This window comes from Devosia riboflavina (assembly GCF_000743575.1).
Classification (GTDB): domain Bacteria; phylum Pseudomonadota; class Alphaproteobacteria; order Rhizobiales; family Devosiaceae; genus Devosia; species Devosia riboflavina.
On the sequence record NZ_JQGC01000004.1, the window covers coordinates 1 to 18,228 of the forward strand.

Annotated in this window: 19 protein-coding genes; 10 read left to right on the forward strand and 9 right to left on the reverse strand. The window is 61.8% G+C overall.

What is annotated here, in order from left to right:
• The 5 genes from JP75_RS05305 to JP75_RS05325 form a co-directional block, all read left to right on the forward strand.
• Positions 1–1,982, forward strand: a 1,982-nt coding sequence (locus JP75_RS05305; protein ID WP_035080605.1) for an OmpA family protein, incomplete at its 5' end; no start/stop codon positions are given.
• A 118-nt stretch (positions 1,983–2,100) separates the two neighbouring features.
• Positions 2,101–2,616, forward strand: a complete 516-nt coding sequence (locus JP75_RS05310) for a TIGR00645 family protein (protein WP_035080315.1) — start codon at positions 2,101–2,103, stop codon at positions 2,614–2,616.
• A gap of 137 nt (positions 2,617–2,753) precedes the next feature.
• On the forward strand, positions 2,754–3,155 hold the full coding sequence (locus JP75_RS25105; RefSeq protein WP_051960386.1) for a hypothetical protein: 402 nt from the start codon (positions 2,754–2,756) through the stop codon (positions 3,153–3,155).
• Between the two features lie 170 nt (positions 3,156–3,325).
• On the forward strand, positions 3,326–4,018 hold the full coding sequence (locus JP75_RS05320; RefSeq protein WP_084587496.1) for a tellurite resistance TerB family protein: 693 nt from the start codon (positions 3,326–3,328) through the stop codon (positions 4,016–4,018).
• Positions 4,019–4,118: 100 nt separating this feature from the next.
• Entirely contained in the window at positions 4,119–5,159 is a 1,041-nt protein-coding gene (locus tag JP75_RS05325; protein WP_035080317.1) for an Atu2307/SP_0267 family LLM class monooxygenase, read from the forward strand.
• Here the strand turns inward: JP75_RS05325 and JP75_RS05330 are convergent.
• Positions 5,156–5,608: an Rrf2 family transcriptional regulator gene (locus JP75_RS05330; RefSeq protein WP_035080320.1), complete on the reverse strand. Its 453-nt coding sequence runs from the start codon at positions 5,606–5,608 to the stop codon at positions 5,156–5,158. The genes JP75_RS05325 and JP75_RS05330 overlap by 4 nt on opposite strands.
• A gap of 101 nt (positions 5,609–5,709) precedes the next feature.
• On the opposite strand from JP75_RS05330, the gene JP75_RS05335 reads away from it, so the two are divergent.
• Positions 5,710–7,278 carry an MFS transporter gene (locus JP75_RS05335; RefSeq protein ID WP_051960387.1) on the forward strand — a complete coding sequence of 523 codons (1,569 nt, stop codon included), beginning with the start codon at positions 5,710–5,712 and terminating at the stop codon, positions 7,276–7,278.
• A 3-nt stretch (positions 7,279–7,281) separates the two neighbouring features.
• Here the strand turns inward: JP75_RS05335 and JP75_RS05340 are convergent, their stop codons facing one another.
• The 5 genes from JP75_RS05340 to dnaG all read right to left on the reverse strand — a co-directional run bounded on the left by JP75_RS05340 (position 7,282) and on the right by dnaG (position 12,357).
• A complete protein-coding gene (locus JP75_RS05340; protein WP_035080322.1) occupies positions 7,282–7,503 on the reverse strand; it encodes a hypothetical protein in 222 nt (73 codons plus the stop codon).
• Between the two features lie 69 nt (positions 7,504–7,572).
• Positions 7,573–7,866, reverse strand: a complete 294-nt coding sequence (locus JP75_RS05345) for an HlyU family transcriptional regulator (protein WP_035080324.1) — start codon at positions 7,864–7,866, stop codon at positions 7,573–7,575.
• 11 nt (positions 7,867–7,877) lie between these two features.
• Positions 7,878–8,165 carry a DUF2442 domain-containing protein gene (locus JP75_RS05350; RefSeq protein ID WP_035080333.1) on the reverse strand — a complete coding sequence of 96 codons (288 nt, stop codon included), beginning with the start codon at positions 8,163–8,165 and terminating at the stop codon, positions 7,878–7,880.
• 10 nt (positions 8,166–8,175) lie between these two features.
• Complete coding sequence (rpoD, locus tag JP75_RS05355) at positions 8,176–10,233, reverse strand: RNA polymerase sigma factor RpoD (RefSeq protein ID WP_035080335.1); 2,058 nt, start codon at positions 10,231–10,233, stop codon at positions 8,176–8,178.
• Between the two features lie 189 nt (positions 10,234–10,422).
• Positions 10,423–12,357, reverse strand: a complete 1,935-nt coding sequence (dnaG, locus tag JP75_RS05360; protein WP_035080337.1) for a DNA primase — start codon at positions 12,355–12,357, stop codon at positions 10,423–10,425.
• 58 nt (positions 12,358–12,415) lie between these two features.
• On the opposite strand from dnaG, the gene JP75_RS05365 reads away from it, so the two are divergent.
• Complete coding sequence (locus JP75_RS05365) at positions 12,416–12,805, forward strand: hypothetical protein (RefSeq protein ID WP_035080339.1); 390 nt, start codon at positions 12,416–12,418, stop codon at positions 12,803–12,805.
• A 3-nt stretch (positions 12,806–12,808) separates the two neighbouring features.
• Here the strand turns inward: JP75_RS05365 and JP75_RS05370 are convergent, their stop codons facing one another.
• Positions 12,809–13,369 (reverse strand): HdeD family acid-resistance protein, encoded by a 561-nt coding sequence (locus tag JP75_RS05370; RefSeq protein ID WP_035080340.1) that lies wholly within the window; start codon positions 13,367–13,369, stop codon positions 12,809–12,811.
• A 186-nt stretch (positions 13,370–13,555) separates the two neighbouring features.
• Between JP75_RS05370 and JP75_RS05375 the strand changes: the two genes are divergently transcribed.
• Positions 13,556–14,746 carry an MFS transporter gene (locus JP75_RS05375; RefSeq protein ID WP_035080342.1) on the forward strand — a complete coding sequence of 397 codons (1,191 nt, stop codon included), beginning with the start codon at positions 13,556–13,558 and terminating at the stop codon, positions 14,744–14,746.
• Between the two features lie 103 nt (positions 14,747–14,849).
• Positions 14,850–15,998 carry a GGDEF domain-containing protein gene (locus tag JP75_RS05380; protein ID WP_035080344.1) on the forward strand — a complete coding sequence of 383 codons (1,149 nt, stop codon included), beginning with the start codon at positions 14,850–14,852 and terminating at the stop codon, positions 15,996–15,998.
• Between the two features lie 81 nt (positions 15,999–16,079).
• Here JP75_RS05380 and JP75_RS05385 read toward each other — a convergent pair whose 3' ends face one another.
• On the reverse strand, positions 16,080–16,685 hold the full coding sequence (locus JP75_RS05385; RefSeq protein ID WP_035080345.1) for a hypothetical protein: 606 nt from the start codon (positions 16,683–16,685) through the stop codon (positions 16,080–16,082).
• Positions 16,686–17,065: 380 nt separating this feature from the next.
• Between JP75_RS05385 and JP75_RS05390 the strand changes: the two genes are divergently transcribed.
• On the forward strand, positions 17,066–17,677 hold the full coding sequence (locus JP75_RS05390) for a glutathione S-transferase family protein (RefSeq protein WP_035080346.1): 612 nt from the start codon (positions 17,066–17,068) through the stop codon (positions 17,675–17,677).
• A gap of 38 nt (positions 17,678–17,715) precedes the next feature.
• On the opposite strand, the gene JP75_RS05395 is transcribed toward JP75_RS05390, so the two are convergent.
• Complete coding sequence (locus tag JP75_RS05395; protein WP_035080611.1) at positions 17,716–18,174, reverse strand: GatB/YqeY domain-containing protein; 459 nt, start codon at positions 18,172–18,174, stop codon at positions 17,716–17,718.
• Between the last annotated feature and the right edge of the window lie 54 nt (positions 18,175–18,228).

The following is an 18,228-nucleotide window of genomic DNA, read 5'->3' on the forward strand; positions in this document are numbered from 1 at the left end:
CGCCGCCCGCCGAGCCCGCACCAGAGCCAGCGCCCGAGGCGGCTCCTGAGCCCGCACCAGAGCCGGCCCCAGTCGAAGAACCCGCCCCCGTGGAAGCGGCCCCCGCTGAAGCGCCTGCCGCCGTTGAATCCGCCCCCGAGCCGGCTCCGGTCGAGGCGCCAGCGCCGGTCGAAGCGGCTCCCGAGTCCCAGCCGGAGGCTCCTGTCGAAGTGCAGGTCGCCCCCGAGGCAGAACCCGCACCGGTAGTCGAGGAACAGCCCGCTCAAGAAGCGGCGCCTGCGCCAGAACCTGCCCCCGCACCTGAACCGGCCCCTGCTCCGGAAGCAGCGCCGCAGCCTGCCCCGGAACCCGCGCCCGCAGCAGAGCAGCAGCCGGCCCCGACCGATCTCGCTTCGGCGCTCGTCGCCCAGGTTGACGCCTACAATGCCGCCGTTGCTGAGCTCGCCGCAGGCGACGCCTCCGCCCAGGCCCGCATCGACGCGGCTCTGGCCGAGATCAACAGCATTTGCTCGAATGCCGGCATGCCCGACGTTGAGAGCTGCCTTGCCCCGCTGGGCCTGACGCTTGCGCCGATCCCGACCATCGAACCGGCCCCGGTTGAGCAACCTGCGGCCCCCGCTGAGCAGCCTCCTGCCGAAACCCCGGTCGAACAGCCCGCAGCCGTTGATCCCAACGCAGCACCTGCCGACGCTCCCGTCACCGTCGACGGCCAGCCGGCCGAAATCGTCGAAGACCTGCCGGCCGGCATCACGCAGGATCAGATCGCTCCGGTTCTGGACAGCGCCAAGGACATTCAGCTCGAAGCGCCCGCGGTCGATGGCCAGGCTCCAGTCGCCCCGCCGGTTGCCGAAGCCCCGCTCGCGCCACCGCCGGAATCCGACGCAGAAGCCCAATCGGAGGAAATGCGTGCCTTCGCCGCCGCGCCGATCACCCCGGTCGCTGCCGAGGCCGGCACCGCCGTTACGGCAACCGAGAACACGACCGTCAACCAGACCGTCGTCAACAACTACATCAATAACATCACGAACATCACCAACGTCACCAATAACGTGACGAACAACACGCAGAACAATATCGGCCAGCAGAACAACGTCACCGTTGTCGAGCAGGTGCCGGTGCGTGAAGCGACGGCCGGCGACATCATCACCCAGGTGATCCTGCAGGTTGGCACCCAGCTCGTGGTCAATTCCATCGGCCAGGATACGGATCGCTTCTACAATCCGCAGCAGGACGAGGTTTATTACGAAAACCTGCCGGGCGGCCGCGTGCGTGAAGTTGTCGAACGTCCCGACGGCAGCCAGGTCATCACCGTGCGCAATCGCAATGGCGACATTCTGCGTCGCTCGCGCATCACGCCCGATGGTCGCGAAATCGTCCTCGCCTACTTCGACGATCGCTATGACGACGATCTCCTCGTTTGGCGTGACCCGGGCCAGGACCTGCCGCCGCTGCGTCTTAACATCCCGGTGCGGGACTACGTCCTCGACGCCTCCTTCGCCGACGAAAACGAAGTTGGGAACTTCTTCGCTCAGCCGCCGGTCGAACAGGTCGCCCGCGTCTACTCGATCGACGAAGTGAAGCGTTCGGCTCGTGTCCGTGACTCGGTCCGCCGCCTCGAAGTCGGCAACCTGACCTTCGACACCGGCGCCGCGACCATCAATCGCGACCAGGTAAGCGCCCTCTCCGGCGTCGCCAATGCCATGTTGCAACTGCTCCGGACCAACCCGGCCGAAACCTTCCTCATCGAAGGTCACACCGACGCCGTTGGCTCGGATATCGCCAACCTGCGCCTCTCGGACCTGCGTGCCGCTACCGTTGCCCGTATCCTCACGGACTTCTACGGCGTGCCGCCGGAAAACCTGGCCACCCAGGGTTATGGCGAGCGCTACCTGAAAATCCGCACGGATCTGGCAGAGCGAGAAAACCGCCGCGTCACCATCCGCCGCATCACGCCTCTGATCACCGTGGCCAACAACGGCTAATCCCCGAAATAGCGAAGGGCCGGACGAAAGTCCGGCCCTTTTTCTTTGCCTGCGTCAGCGCGCCTCTTGCCAGCCCATATAGACTTGCTATCCGTGCGCGGTGCCGCTGGAGTCCGCCATGAAACGTCTCGAAGTCTTCGTCGAAAGCATCATCCTCGCCTCGCGCTGGCTGCTGGTCGTCTTCTACATTGGCCTCGGGCTGGCGCTAGCTCTCTACGCCGTCTCTTTCGGCTACAAGCTCTGGGACTTCGCTAGCCATCTCATCGGCATGGACGAAACCGAGACCATCCTCAAAATTCTCGGCCTCATCGACGCCGCGCTGATCGCCAGCCTCGTCGTGATGGTCATCATCTCGGGCTACGAAAACTTCGTCTCGCGCTTCGACAATGAAGGCGATGTCCATTGGCTCGGCCAGATCGATGCCGGCTCGCTCAAGATCAAGGTGGCTTCCACGATCGTCGCCATCTCCTCGATCCACCTGCTGCAGATATTCCTGAACGTACCGCAGTACACCAACGAGCAGATTTTCTGGTACACGGTGCTGCATGTGACCTTCATTTTGTCGGCGCTTTTCCTCGCCCTGATCGACAAAATTTCGAAAAAAGGCGATAAAGGCAAAGGTCCGGACCTCTGAAAAGCCAGTATATCCAATTGATATAAATGGATCTTTTTCACGCCACAATTGAGTTGGGTCTTGTGATCACGAAATAGGGAACCGACTTCGGAGAGGGTGCGTTCTTTAGCCAGAATTCACTTGCTAAGGAGCACACAATGGCTACCCCAGAACGTGATACTATCTATACCAACGACGGCAACCGCACGGTTTATACCCGTGAAAGCAACGGAACCGGCTGGTTCGTGGGCATCATCGTCGCCCTCGCTCTGCTGGCTATCGGCTACCTGGTGTTCTCGGCCAATTCGGGCCCGTCCACCACGGTTGACGTCAACGGCGCCCCGGCCGTGGAATCCCCGGCAACCGCTCCGGCCCCGATGACCGAAGCTCCGGCCGCCACCCCTGAAGTGGCTCCCATGACCGAAGCCCCGGCTCCGGCAACTGACGCAGCTCCTGCTGCCACCCCGGAAGCCGCTCCGGCCCCGGCTGAAGCCCCGGCAGCTACTCCGGAAGCCACCCCGGCTCCCGCCGCTGAACCGGCCGCCACTCCCGGCGCCTAATATTTCCAATCCCTAGAGCCTCGACCCCTCCCTTCGAGGCTTCCCGGGCCCCGGTTCCAGTAACCGGGGCTTCTTTTTTTGCCTTTTTGCCGCACATCCCAGCCGCTCCGACGGCTTGCAGATGGCGGGCCGAATTCCCATCTCAACAAGAATAAAGAAAGGGAGCGCTCATGTTCAATATCGACCAGATCATCAAGGCCATTCAGACCGATCCGAATACGCAGCGGACGGCAATGACCGGTGCTGCTGGCCTCGCCGCCGGCCTGCTGCTTTCGGGCGGCAAGCCGACCAAGCTATTGGGCAATGCCGCCAAGCTCGGCGCCGTCGCTGCCGTCGGTGGCCTCGCCTACAAGGCCTGGCAATCCTATCAGGAAAAACAAGCCAATACGGCGCAGACCCCAGCTCCGCGCGAGGACGCTTTCATTCCTGCCCCCGGCAATGAAGCGGCGCACGAAGACCTGGGCAAATCCCTTGTCCGCGCCATGATCGCCGCCGCCAAGGCCGATGGCCGCATCGATGCCGAGGAAAAGGACGCCATTTTCGAGCGCCTCAAAACCATGCCGCTTTCCGCAGAGGAAAAGGCCTGGGTTTTTGACGAGCTGTCCACGCCGCTCGACATCAACGCCGTGGTCTCCCGCGCTGATACGCCCGAGCACGCCGCTGAAATTTACGCGGCCTCCCTCGTCGCCATCACGGCCGACACCCCAGCCGAACAGGCCTATCTCGAAGCGCTTGCCGCCAAGCTCCGCCTCGCTCCGGCCCTTGTCACCGAAATCCACAAGGCCGCCGGCGAAAAGGCTCCCCAGCCTGCTCCGACCCCACCACAGCCTTGGGCCTATACGCCATCAGGCAGCAATGTCTGATTGTTGATATGTTACCGCGCGCAACAGCGCGCGGTAACACCCATGTGCGTTCTTGCGACCCGCCGCTTGGGCCGCCATCTCTTCGCGCAAGGAGAACGCCATGGAACTCGGACTTTATTCCTTCGCTGAAAATACCCCCGACCCGCTCAACGGCGGCCACCTGCAATCGCCGGCCGAACGCCTGCGCGACCTGATCGAAGAGATCGAACTGGCCGACCAGCTCGGCCTCGCCTTCTACGGCCTCGGCGAACACCACCGCCCGGATTATGTCGCCTCGTCGCCGGTAACCATCCTCGCCGCCGCTGCCGCGCGCACCAAGTCGATCCGCCTCTCGACCGCCGTGACCGTCCTCTCTTCCGAAGACCCGGTCCGCGTCTACCAGCAGTTCTCTACCCTCGATCTCATCAGCGATGGCCGCGCGGAAATCATGGCCGGCCGTGGCTCCTTCGTCGAAAGCTTCCCGCTTTTCGGCCTCGATCTCGACGACTACGACGATCTCTTCGAAGAAAAGCTCGAAATGCTGCTCGAGCTGCGCAAGGGCGGCAAGGTCAACTGGGCCGGCAGCAAGCACACCAATCCCATCCCGGGCATCGCCGTCTATCCTGAACCGGTCCAAAAACCCCTGCCCCTCTGGATCGCCGTCGGCGGCACGCCCAACTCCGTCGCACGCGCGGCCTATTATGGCCTGCCGCTCATGATCGCCATCATCGGCGGCCGCCCGCGCCAGTTCATGCCGCTGGTGGACCTTTACCGCCAGACCGGCGAAAAAGTCGGCCACGATGCCTCGCTGATGAAGGTTGGCATCTCCGGCCACGGCTTTATCGCCGAGGACAGCCAGAACGCCCGCGACGTCGCCTTCCCGGCCCACAGCGCCACCATGAGCCGCATCGGCGCCGAACGCGGCTGGCCTCCGACCACCCGCGCCCAGTTCGACGCCGGCACCACCTCGGAAGGCGCCTACTACATGGGCTCGCCCCAGGAAGTGATCGACAAGATCCTCATGCAGCACGAATGGTTCAAGCACGACCGCTTCGGCCTGCAACTCAGCGTCGGCACCCTGCCCCATGACAAGGTCATGAAAGCCATTGAGCTCTACGGCACGGTCGTAAAGCCGGCCATCGACAGGGCTCTGGCTAGCTAGTCCCCATCGCTCTGCCTATGAGCATGCACGGCCAGCGGCGCGGCTTGAGCCGGTACCAGCATGTCCAGGGTGATCTCGCCGAAGCGCCGCACAAACAGCGCTTCGGCCTCCGCCATCGTATCGGTCAGCGCCGTATTGACGGCTCGCTCGACCTTGCACTCCGGCTCTACGCTGCGATTGCCAAAGGCAAACAGCGCCGGGCGGTCTAGCGCCAGGTAAATATCCAATAGCGTGATCTCAGAGAGCGGCCTGGCTAGAGCCCAGCCGCCGCCGTGCCCCTTGTCCGAACGCACATAGCCCGCCTCCCGAATGCCCGCCATGGTGCGCCGGAAAATAGCGGGATTGGTGCCCATGGTGCCAGCCAGCACCTCGGAGGTCAGCGGCTCGCTGACCTGGCCGAGATGAATCAGCACGTGCAAAACGCCAGAAAGTCTCGTGTCCTTGTTCATCGCTCGGTCCTGAAACGCCCTCCGTCGATTGTCAATTGCGTCCTGATTGACGGCCCATATCATTTCTCGTATCAACAAAAGATACGTGAAATGGAGTTACTATGTCTACCCTCGACAATAAGGGCGATAGCAGAGGACACGCCGCCGCCCTCGACCCGATCATTGACGACCCGCGCCGTCGCCGCGACATCCTCGTGGCCGTGTGCATCGCGCTCATGGCTGTCATTGCCGCCGTCTCCGGCCTCAATGTCGCCCAGCCGCCACTCGCGCGCGATCTGGACGCGAGCCAGACCGAGGTGCTCTGGATCATTAATATCTATGCCATTACCCTTGCGGCGCTACTGCTACCGCTCGGCGCGGTCGGTGACCGCTGGGGGCGCAAACCGGTCTTGCTGGCAGGCCTCGCCGTCTTTGGCCTCGCCAATGCGCTTGCCGGCCTCGCTCCAAATGCGCAGGTCATGCTCGGCGCACGCCTGCTGAGCGGCGTCGGTGCGGCCATGATCATGCCCGTCACGCTCTCGGTCATCACCTCGGCTTTTCCCGCCGAAGAACGCTCCAAGGGCATCGGCATCTGGACGGCCATTGCCGGCGGCGGCGGCATATTGGGCATGTTCCTGTCGGCCCTGCTGGTCGATCTGCTCGACTGGCGCTGGCTTTTCGTCCTGCCCATCGTCCTCGTCATCGTCGCAGCGCTGATGGCATTGCGCGCCGTCCCCAATTCTCGCGATACTTCGAGCTACGGCTTTGATTTCGTCGGCGCGGCCTTGTCCTTGCTCTCGATCGTCGGCCTCATCTTCTTCCTGCACGAAGGCCCCAGCCAGGGCTGGACCGCCCTCGCGACGCTCGCTGCCCTTACAGTCGGTCTCCTCGCAGGCATCGCTTTTGCCGCATGGGAACTACGCCACCCCGCCCCTTTGCTCGATGTCCGCTTCTTCGGCCGGCGCAACCTCACCAGCGGCTCGGTCACACTCATGACCTGGTTCGGCGTCCAAGCCGGTGTTTTCATCGTGCTCTACCCGTTCTTCCAGGCCGTGCTGGGATGGTCGGGCCTCATGGCAACACTCGGCCTCATGCCCATGGCACTGCTGATGATGGTCTCCTCCGCCCTCGCCCCCAGACTGGCCACCATAGCTGGCCCGCGCCTGACCATGGCCTGCGGCATCGCCCTCGGCGGCCTGGGCCTCGTGCTTATGGCTTTGCTGGTATCGGTCGAGGGTGGCTATCCCGCCATTTTGCCGGGCATGATCGCCATGGGCCTTGGCATGGGCCTTTCGATGACCCCGTCTACCGAGGCAATCACCTCGTCATTGCCGCGCGAACAGCAGGGCGTGGCCTCTGCACTCAATGACGTGACCCGCGAATTCGGCACGGCCCTGGGCGTGGCCTTGCTCGGCACTGTCTTTGCGGCAGGCTATGCCAATGCCGTCGCCACGCGCCTTGCCGAGCTGCCCTCGGATATATCGGAGGCCGCAGCGCGCGGCATCGCAACCGCCCTCGACATCGCCGGTCGGCAGGGCCCCGATGGCGCCCGTCTCGTTCAGTCTTCGCGGGAAGCGTTTGTGGACGCCTGGCAGCAATCCATGCTGGCTGGCGTCGTCGTCATGGCGATTCTGCTCGCCTATATTCTGGTTCGGGGCCCGGTCGGCTCAGGCCGGGCGGACCCCGCCTGATGCCTACTTGCCCGAGCGCTTGATGGTCTTGATCGCCAGCGGCGGGACGCCGGACTTTTCCGAAATCGCGCGATCCTGCTCTTCGATGGCAGCGCGGGCCGGTTCGTCGCCATCGAGACCGCCAAGCAGGTTGGCGTCCACCTTGCGGTTGGAGCGCTGCGAGCCGTCTTCATAGACGATATCGAACATCACGAATTCACTACGGGCTGTCGGTTTCTTGGCCATGATGGCAATCCTTCAAAAACAGGACCGCGAGCCGTAGGGCCCGCGGTCGACAAAATTTCCAGTCTGGCGTTAGCGATAGATGCCTTCGCCCTGCTCGTCGATGATCTGGCGGCCCTTGCTGAGGGCCAGCGCGACGAGGTCTTCCTTCGAGCTCATCCGGTCCGCCCGGATGAACTTGTAATTCTTCAGTTCGCCGCCGATGTCTTTCTCGATCGTTCCGGCCAGTTGGTATTCGCTGCCGGCGCGCATCTCGATCGCCTTGATCAGAAAACCCTTATAGCTCTCTTCGCCGAGCGACCTGTCGCCTGCCGGCGCGCTATCCTCGGCGCTGCCACCACCAAAGAGCTTCTTCCAGAACGACATAGGCAACTCCCTCAGATACGTCTTAACGGCTTGGGGCGCACCAACTCGCCCCGCCGGTCCATCTCCTCCTGCAGCCATTGCGGGGAGATGTCAAAATGGTTCGGCCAGGTCGGCGTACCGTTGGCAAGGCCCACCTTAGCGAAGAAGGCCCGATCCCGCAGCGGTTCGGTGCCTTCGCCGCGCTCGGCCAGCATGGGCGCAGCATTGAAGGCGCCATGCGTGCCATCGGAAAACGTCACCGACAGCTTGAACGGGATGCTGGCGCGGATGGCGGTGACTTTGAGGCGTGGAGCAGCCATTGGGCTGCTCCTAGTTGTCGAGGAAGCTCCGGAGCTTCCGGCTACGGCTCGGATGCTTGAGTTTGCGGAGCGCCTTGGCTTCGATCTGGCGAATACGTTCGCGGGTCACCGAGAACTGCTGGCCGACTTCTTCCAGCGTATGGTCGGTGTTCATGCCGATACCAAAACGCATGCGCAGCACGCGCTCTTCACGCGGCGTCAGCGACGCGAGAACACGGGTCGTCGTCTCACGCAGGTTCGACTGGATCGCCGCATCGATCGGCTGGATCGCATTCACGTCCTGGATGAAATCGCCGAGGTTCGAATCTTCTTCGTCGCCGATCGGCGTTTCCAGAGAAATCGGCTCCTTGGCGATCTTGAGGACTTTTCGCACCTTGTCCAAAGGCATTTGCAGCTTTTCGGACAGCTCTTCCGGCGTCGGTTCGCGACCGATTTCATGCAGCATCTGGCGTGAGGTACGGACGATCTTGTTGATAGTCTCGATCATGTGCACCGGAATACGGATGGTGCGAGCCTGGTCAGCGATCGAGCGGGTGATCGCTTGACGGATCCACCACGTCGCATAGGTCGAGAACTTGTAACCGCGACGATACTCGAATTTGTCCACGGCCTTCATCAGGCCGATATTGCCTTCCTGAATAAGATCAAGGAATTGCAGGCCGCGGTTCGTGTACTTCTTCGCGATAGAGATCACGAGACGAAGGTTGGCCTCAACCATTTCCTTCTTGGCGATTGCAGCTTCGCGCTCGCCCTTCTGCACCTTGTGAACGATGCGGCGGTATTCGGCGATATCGAGGCCGGTTTCGGTGGCAAGCGTAGCGATCTCGTGACGGATGTCGTGCACGGTATCAGCTTCGCGGCGGGCGAATTCCGCCCAGCCCTTGCCGTCAAAACCTTCAAGACCGGTTTCCCAGGTCGGGTCCAGCTCGCGGCCATAATAGTTCTGCAGGAACACTTCGCGCTTCACGCCATAGCTCTCGGCCAGGCGCAGCAGGCGACCTTCAAGACGCACGAGGCGCTTGTTGATGTCGTAAAGCTGTTCGACGAGGCTTTCGATACGGCTGGTGTTCAGCGACAGCGACTTCACGTCGGTGATCACGTCGGCGCGCAGCGAACCGAGCTTCTTGGATTCCGCATCCGAAACCGTGGCCGTGCGATCCACGGCGTGACGATCCTGCATCACGCGCATCTGGCCATAGGCCTCGGCGATGCGGTTGAAGGTCTCGACGACCTGCGGCTTGAGTTCGGCTTCCATCGCCGAGAGCGACAAGGCGTTATCAAACTCGTCGTCATCGTCCTCGACCGGGTCCTGCGGCGCTTCCGGCTCTTCGGGAACGTAATCATCTTCGTCGTCCGACGAAGAAGCGCGACGGGGCGCCGGCTTGGCCTTTTCCTTGACTACTTCAGGCTCATGACGCGCGGGCGCCACCGGAATTTCCGGCGCAGCCTGCTTGGCATCGGGGCCGGCATAGGTCGCTTCGAGATCAATGATGTCGCGCAGCAGAATTTCGCCTTCGGCGAGCTGATCGCGCCAGATGATGATGGCCTGGAAGGTCAGCGGCGATTCGCAGAGGCCTTCGATCATGGTCTCGCGACCGGCCTCGATGCGCTTGGCGATGGCGATTTCGCCTTCGCGGCTCAGCAGTTCCACCGAGCCCATTTCGCGCAGATACATGCGCACGGGATCGTCGGTACGGTCAGAGCCGGACTTGGTATTCGAAGTATTGGCAAGAGCAGTGCCGCTCGAGGGGGCAACTTCCGAGCCTGTATCGTCTTCGTCCTTCTCGACTTCGGTCTCTTCGACCTCGTCTTCGTCGACGACATTGATGCCCATTTCCGAGAACATGGACATGAAATCTTCGATCTGCTCGGAACTTGTTTCGTCCGCGGGCAGAACAGCGTTCAGCTCTTCATAGGTAACATAGCCGCGCTTCTTGGCGACCTTGATCAGCTTCTTGACCGCAGCATCGTTCTGATCGATCAGGGGGCTGTCATTGGAGGCCTCCGGAGCCCCGGATTCGGGCTTCTCGGTTTCCTTGCTGGCTTTGTTCGCTGCCTTGGTGGCCATATGCTACTCCTCGGGACCCGTGGGCATCGGGCGCCGGATCTTGTCATAGGTGGTGTCGGCTCAAGACAAGGTAAAGGTTTGGTAACCAAGGCGTTAACACGCCGCGTTCACAATGGCTCGCATCGGGACGCCATGGCGAAATCGCCATATGCAAAATCGCGCGTCTTCGCCGGTCTTTAGAGAAACCCTCTAAAAACTGCGAGTCGCGCGTCCCGATAGCGAACCAAATCCTTCGATCAATGCCTCAGTGCCATCGACAGTGGTAATCTGGTTCTTGATGTCTCGCAGCCTTTCAAAGGTTTCATCGCTCGGGTCTTCGCCCAGCGCCGCTTCGGCTGCCTTCAATTCCCTATTTAGCTGAACTTTCTTGTTATGCAAGGCCAGCGCATGACTTAATCCGGTTTCGGCATCGGCCAGCGCTGTATCGGACCCCACTTGCCAAACGCCCTGGCGCACCAAAGTTTCCGCCATGCGGTCAAGAACCGGCCCATGGCCCCTCGCCCCCAGCGCCGCCAGAAGGTCAGGCGCGGAAATATCGTGGTGCCGAACGACGAGCGCCAGGATATCACTCAGGACCTTCTGCGCCGTCGGTGTTTCGCAATCGAGCGCCGCCAGCACTTCGAATTTATCCTCAACCAATGCCGGGTGATTGACCAGCGTCTGGATGATCGTCGCCTCGCGCGGCGTCGCCTCTATGCCCGGGCCACCACGGACAAGGCGGGAGTTGCGCAGCGTGTCGGAAACGACCGAACGCGGCGTTCCGCGCGAGGGAAAGCCATAGGCGCCGCTTTGCCCATAGCCCGATCGCCCGCCGCGCTGATTGTCCCTGCCCTGCCGGATCGGCGCAAAAAAGGCTTTCAGCTTTTCGTCGAACGCCTGCTGATAGTGGAAGCGGACCGTCTGGTCCTGAATGGAATTGGCTCTTTCGCGCAGCCGCGCCTGCAAGGCCGCCCGTTCTTCCGGCGCCTCGGGCACAAGCCCGCCGGTCTCAAGACTCCACAGCATATCCGACAGGCTCCGCGCCTTGTCGATGACATCCGCAAAAGCCTGCCGCCCCTGAGCCTTGATCAGGTCATCGGGATCCTGCCCTTCCGGCAGCGTCGCAATCTTCACCGTCTGGCCCGGCTTCAGATGCGGCAGCACCAAATCCATGGCACGTTCCGCCGCCTTGAGACCCGCCTTGTCGCCGTCAAAGCACAGCACCGGCACCTCAGCCATGCGCCAAAGCAATTGCAGATGCTCCTCGGTCAGCGCCGTACCAAGCGGCGCCACCGTGCCCTCAAAGCCCGCAGCCACTGCCGCGATCACATCGAGATAGCCTTCCACCACAATAACCGTGGCCCCATCCCGCGCCGCCGCGCGAGCTGACTGCCCGTTATAAAGCGTCTGCCGCTTGGAAAAGAGGCTGGTCTCGGGCGAATTGAGATACTTCGCTGGCACATCGGCGCTCAGCGCCCGACCACCAAAGGCAATGATCCGCCCGCGAAAATCCGTGATCGGGAACATCACGCGATTACGGAACCGGTCATAAGTCAGCGGATCGTCATCGCGGCTTGTTACGAGGCCAGCATCGAGCATGGCCTGCGCCGAAACTCCATTCGCCGCCAGGTGCTCCTTCAGACCATTGCGGCTATCGGGCGAAAACCCGATCCGGAACCGCGTCTGGCTCGCTGGCGACACACCACGATCAAAGAGATATCCCCGCGCCCGCGCCCCGATATTATGAGACAGCGCCGCCTCGTAATACTTCGCGGCCAGTTCCATGACCTCGACCAGGCCCTTTTGCGCCGCCTCGCGCTGCTCGGTCCGTTCATCCCGCGCCGGCATGGGCACGCCGGCCATGCCGGCCAGTTTTTCCACGGCCTCGGGAAAACTCATCCCGGCCTTTTCGGTCAAGAACCGAAAGTGGTCGCCGCTCGCTCCGCAGCCGAAGCAATGATAGATGCCGCGCCGATCATCAGCGTGAAAGCTCGGGCTTTTCTCGGCATGGAAAGGGCAGCAGGCCCACATGTCGCCCTTGCCCGGCTGCGATTTCCGCTTGTCCCAAAGCACATGTTCGCCCACAACCTGCGTGATAGGCAGGCGCTGACGGATTTCTTCCAGGAACTGATCGGAAAAGCGCATGGGTGCTACCTAAGCACTCCTTGGGCCGAAGTCATCAGCCAGGAGCTTTTCCACAGCCATGCCGCGCACCAAAATGCCAATCCCGGTGCTTCTCGCTTTCACCCTGCTGCCCGCAATCGCCATCGGCGCCACGCTCTGGATCGTTGGCGATCTGGTGCCGGCCTGCACCATCGAGGAGCACTCGCGCCTGACTTCGCCTGATCAACAATTCGACCTGGTGGTCTTCTCTCGTGACTGCGGCGATACCGAACCCAACACCCAGGCCGCCCTGGTTCCGCCCGGCGAAGAAATCCCGTTCGATGCCGCAAGTTTCTTTTCGGCCGGCGCGGACGCCGACCTGGCTGCACAATGGCTGGCTGCGGACTCAATAGCGATCACCCGCCCCATCGGCGCCACTGTGTTTCGCGATGACGCCAGCGTCGCCGGCGTCACCGTCACCTACAAATAGATATCAGGCCTTGCTGGCCTGATAGAGCCGCCAGGCCCAGCCAAAGAGGCCGATGGCAAAGAACACCAGCAGAATGCCGCCGATGACCATGCCGACTGCCGCCGTCAGCACCGGGAAGAACAAAAAGACCAGCCCGAGCAGCACGTAGGACACGCCGGAAAGCACCACCGGCCAGATGCGCGCATAGCTCTCCCGCTCCCGCACCACCACAACGATCTGCATCACGCCCACGAACAGGGCCGCCAGACCCACGATGGTCCCAAAGAAGGTCGCCGTGAAAATCGTCGCCACGAACGGCTGGACGAAAAACAGGATACCGAGGATCAGCGACGCTGCATTGGCGATGATATCGAACCAGTAATTGCCGCTCTTGCCGCCGCCAAAGGTCAGGCTCCAAAGCCCCAGCGCGCCGTCGACGATCAACAAGATGCCGCCGAACAACACCAGCACCGTGAGCGCGTCGCCCGGGAAAATGATTGCATAAAGTCCCGCCAGCAGCATCAACAGTCCGCGCAAGGCCGTCGCCGCCGCAAAGCGCCGCTTCGTCTGAGATGAAACCGTCATTCTAGTGCCCTCCATCGGGCCGAAGAGGCCCTTCCAGCACAAGAAGTCTAGCGCCAGCAATCCATTGGCGCCAGTCATGTACCGCTATAGTTTTTCTATACTGCCTCGGGCAAAATATGGATTGTGCGGATTTGCTCACTGTGAAATGAGCGAGCTCCAATCGAGGCCGCTTGCGCGGTTACTGACATGTCCCTGCCCCTCATCGCCCTCTTCCTCGCCGCTTTCGCATTCGGCACGGCTGAATTCGTCATTGCCGGCATTCTGCCCGATGTTGCCGCGGGGCTCGACGTTTCCATTCCCGTCGCCGGCTATCTGATTTCTGGCTACGCCATCGGCATCGCCATCGGCGGCCCGCTTCTCGCCGTCGCGACGAAGAAAATGACTCGCAAGGCACTGATTCTGCTTCTGGGTGGCATCTTCATTCTCGGCCAGGCCTTCTGCGCCCTCGCCCCCAATTTCGAAATGCTGATGCTGGCCCGCGTGCTGGTCTCCGTCGTGCACGGCACCTATTTCGGCATCGCCGCCATCGTCGCCGTCAGCATCGTCTCGCCCGACAAGCGCGGCTTTGCCGTAGCGCTGATTCTGTCGGGCCTCACGGTTTCCAATATCCTCGGCGTGCCCGGCGGCACCGCCATTGGCAATGCGCTGGGCTGGCGCGCGACTTTCTGGGCCGTGGGTATCATCGGCCTCGTGGCCACCCTCGCCGTAGCCTTCTTCCTGCCGCGCAATGCCGCATCGGAAACCACCTCCGGCAGCTTCATGCGCGAGTTCAAGGTGCTCGGCCGCCAGCAGATCGTGGCCTCGCTCTTCATCGTCATTCTGGTGATGATCGGCCAATACAGCCTTTTCACCTACATCACCCCGCTCCTCACCCACGTCACCGGCATCGAAACCGGCGTCGTGCCTTGGGTCCTGCTGCTCTATGGCGTCGGCTCCACGATCGGCGTCTTCATCGGCGGCCGCCTCGCCGATTGGAAGCTCATGCCCTCCCTGGTGGCTATCCTGGCGCTGCAGGCCGTGATGTTCGTCACCATCTACTTCGTCAGCCCCTACCCGATCGTCATGGCCATCGCGACCATCCTCTGGGGCGGCGTCAACTTCGCCTTCGGCTCGCCGGTGCAGTCGCGCGTCCTCGCCTGGGCCGCCGATGCGCCGAACCTGGCCTCCGCCCTGATCCCGACCGGTTTCAATATCGGCATCGCCATCGGCGCCGTCCTTGGCGCCAGCATCATTGATTCGGGACTCGGCTACGGCTTCCTGCCGCTTATCGGCGGCATTTCCTCGGCCCTCGCCGCGGCAATCGCCATCGGCTCCGGCCTCTGGGACCACAGCACCGGCGCCCTGCCTCCATCCCCCGTGGCCGTCGCGGCAGAATAGCTCACCCTAAAAAGTGATCGCCGATAGATACAATTGCAGCATCTGCGTAAGTGGGCGTTGTATCTTTGGCCGCTAAGAGGAGCCATAGCGGTCGGGTGCTCGGATGGTCATCGACAATGCCACATTGCTGATTGGCATCGCGTTTTCGAGCGCCTCGCTACTGCTCGCCCTGCTGGTCGGATGGCTCAATTCGCGCAACGAAACCTATCTGGTCTTCGGCGCAGGCGGCATGGCGCTGGTGGTCCTGGCTCTGATGAGCATGGGGCTGCGCAATGGTGCCTATGGGCTCTTCAACCAGCTTATCCCCTTCAGCCTCCTCCTGGCCGGCTTCAGCCTCGTCTATGCCGGCGCCCGACGGTTCCGCAACAAGCATGCAGCCCTGTGGCCCGCGGCTCTCGCAGCCATTGTCACGATTGCCGCAACGGCTACTCCACTGGTTCTGGGCCTTTCGGGTTTGGGCACCCTTGTTCTCAATCTCTCGTCGGCCCTGCTCATGCTCCTTTGCGCCTATGAGCACTGGCGCAGCGACGATCGGCTTCGCCTGGCACTGACAGCCATCGCCACGCTTTACACCGCGACAGCCGTCTCCTTCGTCTGCTGTGCCGCCCTCATTGCCATCGAAGGCAGTTGGGACCTGACCGCGCCGCCGGACAATTGGGCCGAAGATTTCAATTCCATCATATCGCTGGTAGGGCTGACCGGCATCGGCGCCTTCACGCTCACCCTGCACCATGCGCGCGTCGCCGCGCATCATCACACCGAAGCCAATACCGACCCCCTGACCGGCGTCCTCAACCGTCGCGCCCTCTTCGAGCGCTTCGGCGCTTCAAAACCACCGCTCAACGCGGCCGTTCTGATGTTCGATCTCGACCATTTCAAGCAGGTCAATGACCGCCTTGGCCATGCCGAAGGCGACCGCGTTTTGCAGCGCTTTGCCGGCGTTCTGGACCAGGAACTGCGGCAGGCGGACATAGCCTCCCGCATTGGCGGCGAAGAATTCTGTGTCGTTCTCAGGGATGCCGACCAGGAAACCGCAAAAGTCATCGCCGAGCGTATCCGCCAGGCCTTTGCCGATCTCGAACTCGCAATCGACGATAACGGCCTCATCGCCACCGTAAGCATCGGCCTCGCCATCTCGACGACCGAGGAGGACTTTTCCGCCCTCCTCAATCGCGCCGACGCTGCCCTCTACCAGGCCAAGAATGGCGGAAGAAATCAGGTGAGGCTCGCCGCACTCAGGCTGGTGGCCTAGTACGGCCGGCTTTTAGAAGGCTGCACCTAGAACGTCTTGCATGCAGACCGGACGTACGTCCGCCTCGACTAGCAAGCTAGGTCAAGCAGTCGGCTCATATTCAACAAACGTGTACTGCAAATCCGTGACGAGGGCCGACAGCTGTGCCTGATTCTGGGTGTAGTAGAGAACAACACCCCAATCGGCCGTGTCTGATCTCCGCTGCTCCGAACCGAAGTCACTCTCGATGAAATGGTTTCGACAGCGCTGCCCAGTAATCAGCTCTATTTCACAATTCGCCCGATTTATCCAACCTGTGCCGCTCTCTAGAACACCGGAGGATGTCTCCCGACGAAGTCCGAGGTAAGTTAGATTCGGCAACGATTGCGAGGCTTGACCCACGATTTGCAGCGATGTGCTGACGGTCACTTTGAGACGCGAGGTTGGGGAGGCCGGCACAAGGCTTACGGTCGGACCAACCTTCGTTGCCGAACCGCTGTAGCTCGCAAGTACAGATTGCGGAAATGAAACATGCTTCACCTGAAGAACGACACCATCGCCCGGCGGTGGGGTCGGCGGCAAATACTCGGAGATGATCTCGGACAGAAGCACCCAGCGCCCATCCACCAGCACGTAGGCAGGCTGGGCAAGATCAATCGGACGCTCGGGAACCGGCGGCACAGGCACGCCACAACAAATATCAGACATGAAATTCCTTCCTGATAGCGTTGAGCCGGCACAACGCCGGCTCAACGCTATCTAGAATCGGCCAACTTCTGGTCTCGGGGATAAGTCATGAGGACTTGTAAGCGCGCACCCGCTTGCGGTGAGGTTCGCAGCGCACCGAAGCGCGGATAACTTCTTCGCACAGATCAGGCATCCAGAATCGCCCTCCTTCAGTAGCGGAGCCGCATCAGCCCGCCTTGGGCAGTTATTCTCCCAGCACCGCCGATAGTATGACCGATATCCTCGGCCCTCTACCTTCCAAAAAACTGGCAAAGATAGTCGAACCGCTCTTGTTGCGCGCGTCGCCACGTTGTCCGGCACGCAAAGCGCGACCAATTCTGGTTCGCATCAGGAGGAAAGCCATGACCGACAGAACGCTCTATTACACCCACAACATCAATCCGCGTGTCGCAGTGGCCGTCGCCCGCCATCTCAAATCGCCTGTCGAACTTGTCCGCTATGAGCCTATGGGCGCCGATCGCGAGGCGTTTCTGCCGCTCAATCCCAATTCGCTTGCGCCCTTGCTGGTCGAAGACGGCAAGCCGCTCTGGGAGGCCGACGCCATCGCCCTGCGCCTCGCCCGCCTGGACGGCGGCGACTTCTGGCCAGATGAACACGCGGTGGAGATGATGATGTGGGTCAGTTGGAGCGCCCATCATTTCACCAATGCCGGCGCGGCGCTGGTCTGGCACAATGTTACCGCGCGATCATTCATGGGCGATCCGGAACCCGGGGTAGTTGAAGACGCCGCAAACGATTTCAATCGTTTCGCAGCGATTCTTGATTTAACTCTGGCGGGACGCGACTGGCTGGTCGGCAACAAACTCAGCTATGCCGATTTCCGTGTCGCTTCGTCCCTGCCCTATGCCGAGCGCGGGAAAATCCCTCTCGGAGCCTATGCGAATATTCGCGCTTGGCACGACCGTCTCAATCAGATCGACGCCTGGAGCGATCCGTTCGAAGGCATCGCCTGAGCAAATCGGCGGGAGGCCTCACGCCTCCCGCTAGATCGTCAGCCCTTCGCAGCCAATGCGTTCCGCACCTGCCCGCTCACCTTCCCAAAATCGATTCGACCGGGATAGTTGACCTTCAGCGCCGCGATCACCTTGCCCATGTCCTTCGGGCCTTCTGCGCCGCTCGATACGATCGCGGCCTCGATAGCGGCCGCCACTTCGTCCTCACTCAGCGGCTTGGGAAGGAACTCGTTGAGAATATCGATCTCTTCCTTTTCCACCGTCGCGAGATCAGCGCGGCCGGCCTGCGCATAGATCGCGAAGCTCTCTTCGCGCTGCTTCACCATCTTCTGGATGATGGCCAGCACTTCGTCATTGGTTGCCGGAGCCTTCCCGTCGCCGCGGTTGGAAATATCGCGGTCGGTGATCGCCGCATTGATGGCGCGCAAGGTCGCGGTTCTCCGCTGGTCGCGGGCCTTGAGGGCGGTTTTCAGGCCTTCGCTGATCGTTTCGCGCATCTTGATGTGCTCCTTGGCATGCAATTTGTTGTCCCCATATAGGCATGAAACGCG

What these genes read in the sequence shown, in the direction of transcription:
- JP75_RS05310 (WP_035080315.1), top strand. Translation starts at nt 2,101, where the DNA reads ATGAAACGTCTCGAAGTCTTCGTCGAAAGCATCATCCTCGCCTCGCGC.
- JP75_RS25105 (WP_051960386.1), top strand. Translation starts at nt 2,754, where the DNA reads ATGGCTACCCCAGAACGTGATACTATCTATACCAACGACGGCAACCGC.
- JP75_RS05320 (WP_084587496.1), top strand. Translation starts at nt 3,326, where the DNA reads ATGTTCAATATCGACCAGATCATCAAGGCCATTCAGACCGATCCGAAT.
- JP75_RS05325 (WP_035080317.1), top strand. Translation starts at nt 4,119, where the DNA reads ATGGAACTCGGACTTTATTCCTTCGCTGAAAATACCCCCGACCCGCTC.
- JP75_RS05330 (WP_035080320.1), bottom strand. Translation starts at nt 5,608, where the DNA reads ATGAACAAGGACACGAGACTTTCTGGCGTTTTGCACGTGCTGATTCAT.
- JP75_RS05335 (WP_051960387.1), top strand. Translation starts at nt 5,710, where the DNA reads ATGTCTACCCTCGACAATAAGGGCGATAGCAGAGGACACGCCGCCGCC.
- JP75_RS05340 (WP_035080322.1), bottom strand. Translation starts at nt 7,503, where the DNA reads ATGGCCAAGAAACCGACAGCCCGTAGTGAATTCGTGATGTTCGATATC.
- JP75_RS05345 (WP_035080324.1), bottom strand. Translation starts at nt 7,866, where the DNA reads ATGTCGTTCTGGAAGAAGCTCTTTGGTGGTGGCAGCGCCGAGGATAGC.
- JP75_RS05350 (WP_035080333.1), bottom strand. Translation starts at nt 8,165, where the DNA reads ATGGCTGCTCCACGCCTCAAAGTCACCGCCATCCGCGCCAGCATCCCG.
- rpoD (WP_035080335.1), bottom strand. Translation starts at nt 10,233, where the DNA reads ATGGCCACCAAGGCAGCGAACAAAGCCAGCAAGGAAACCGAGAAGCCC.
- dnaG (WP_035080337.1), bottom strand. Translation starts at nt 12,357, where the DNA reads ATGCGCTTTTCCGATCAGTTCCTGGAAGAAATCCGTCAGCGCCTGCCT.
- JP75_RS05365 (WP_035080339.1), top strand. Translation starts at nt 12,416, where the DNA reads ATGCCGCGCACCAAAATGCCAATCCCGGTGCTTCTCGCTTTCACCCTG.
- JP75_RS05370 (WP_035080340.1), bottom strand. Translation starts at nt 13,369, where the DNA reads ATGACGGTTTCATCTCAGACGAAGCGGCGCTTTGCGGCGGCGACGGCC.
- JP75_RS05375 (WP_035080342.1), top strand. Translation starts at nt 13,556, where the DNA reads ATGTCCCTGCCCCTCATCGCCCTCTTCCTCGCCGCTTTCGCATTCGGC.
- JP75_RS05380 (WP_035080344.1), top strand. Translation starts at nt 14,850, where the DNA reads ATGGTCATCGACAATGCCACATTGCTGATTGGCATCGCGTTTTCGAGC.
- JP75_RS05385 (WP_035080345.1), bottom strand. Translation starts at nt 16,685, where the DNA reads ATGTCTGATATTTGTTGTGGCGTGCCTGTGCCGCCGGTTCCCGAGCGT.
- JP75_RS05390 (WP_035080346.1), top strand. Translation starts at nt 17,066, where the DNA reads ATGACCGACAGAACGCTCTATTACACCCACAACATCAATCCGCGTGTC.
- JP75_RS05395 (WP_035080611.1), bottom strand. Translation starts at nt 18,174, where the DNA reads ATGCGCGAAACGATCAGCGAAGGCCTGAAAACCGCCCTCAAGGCCCGC.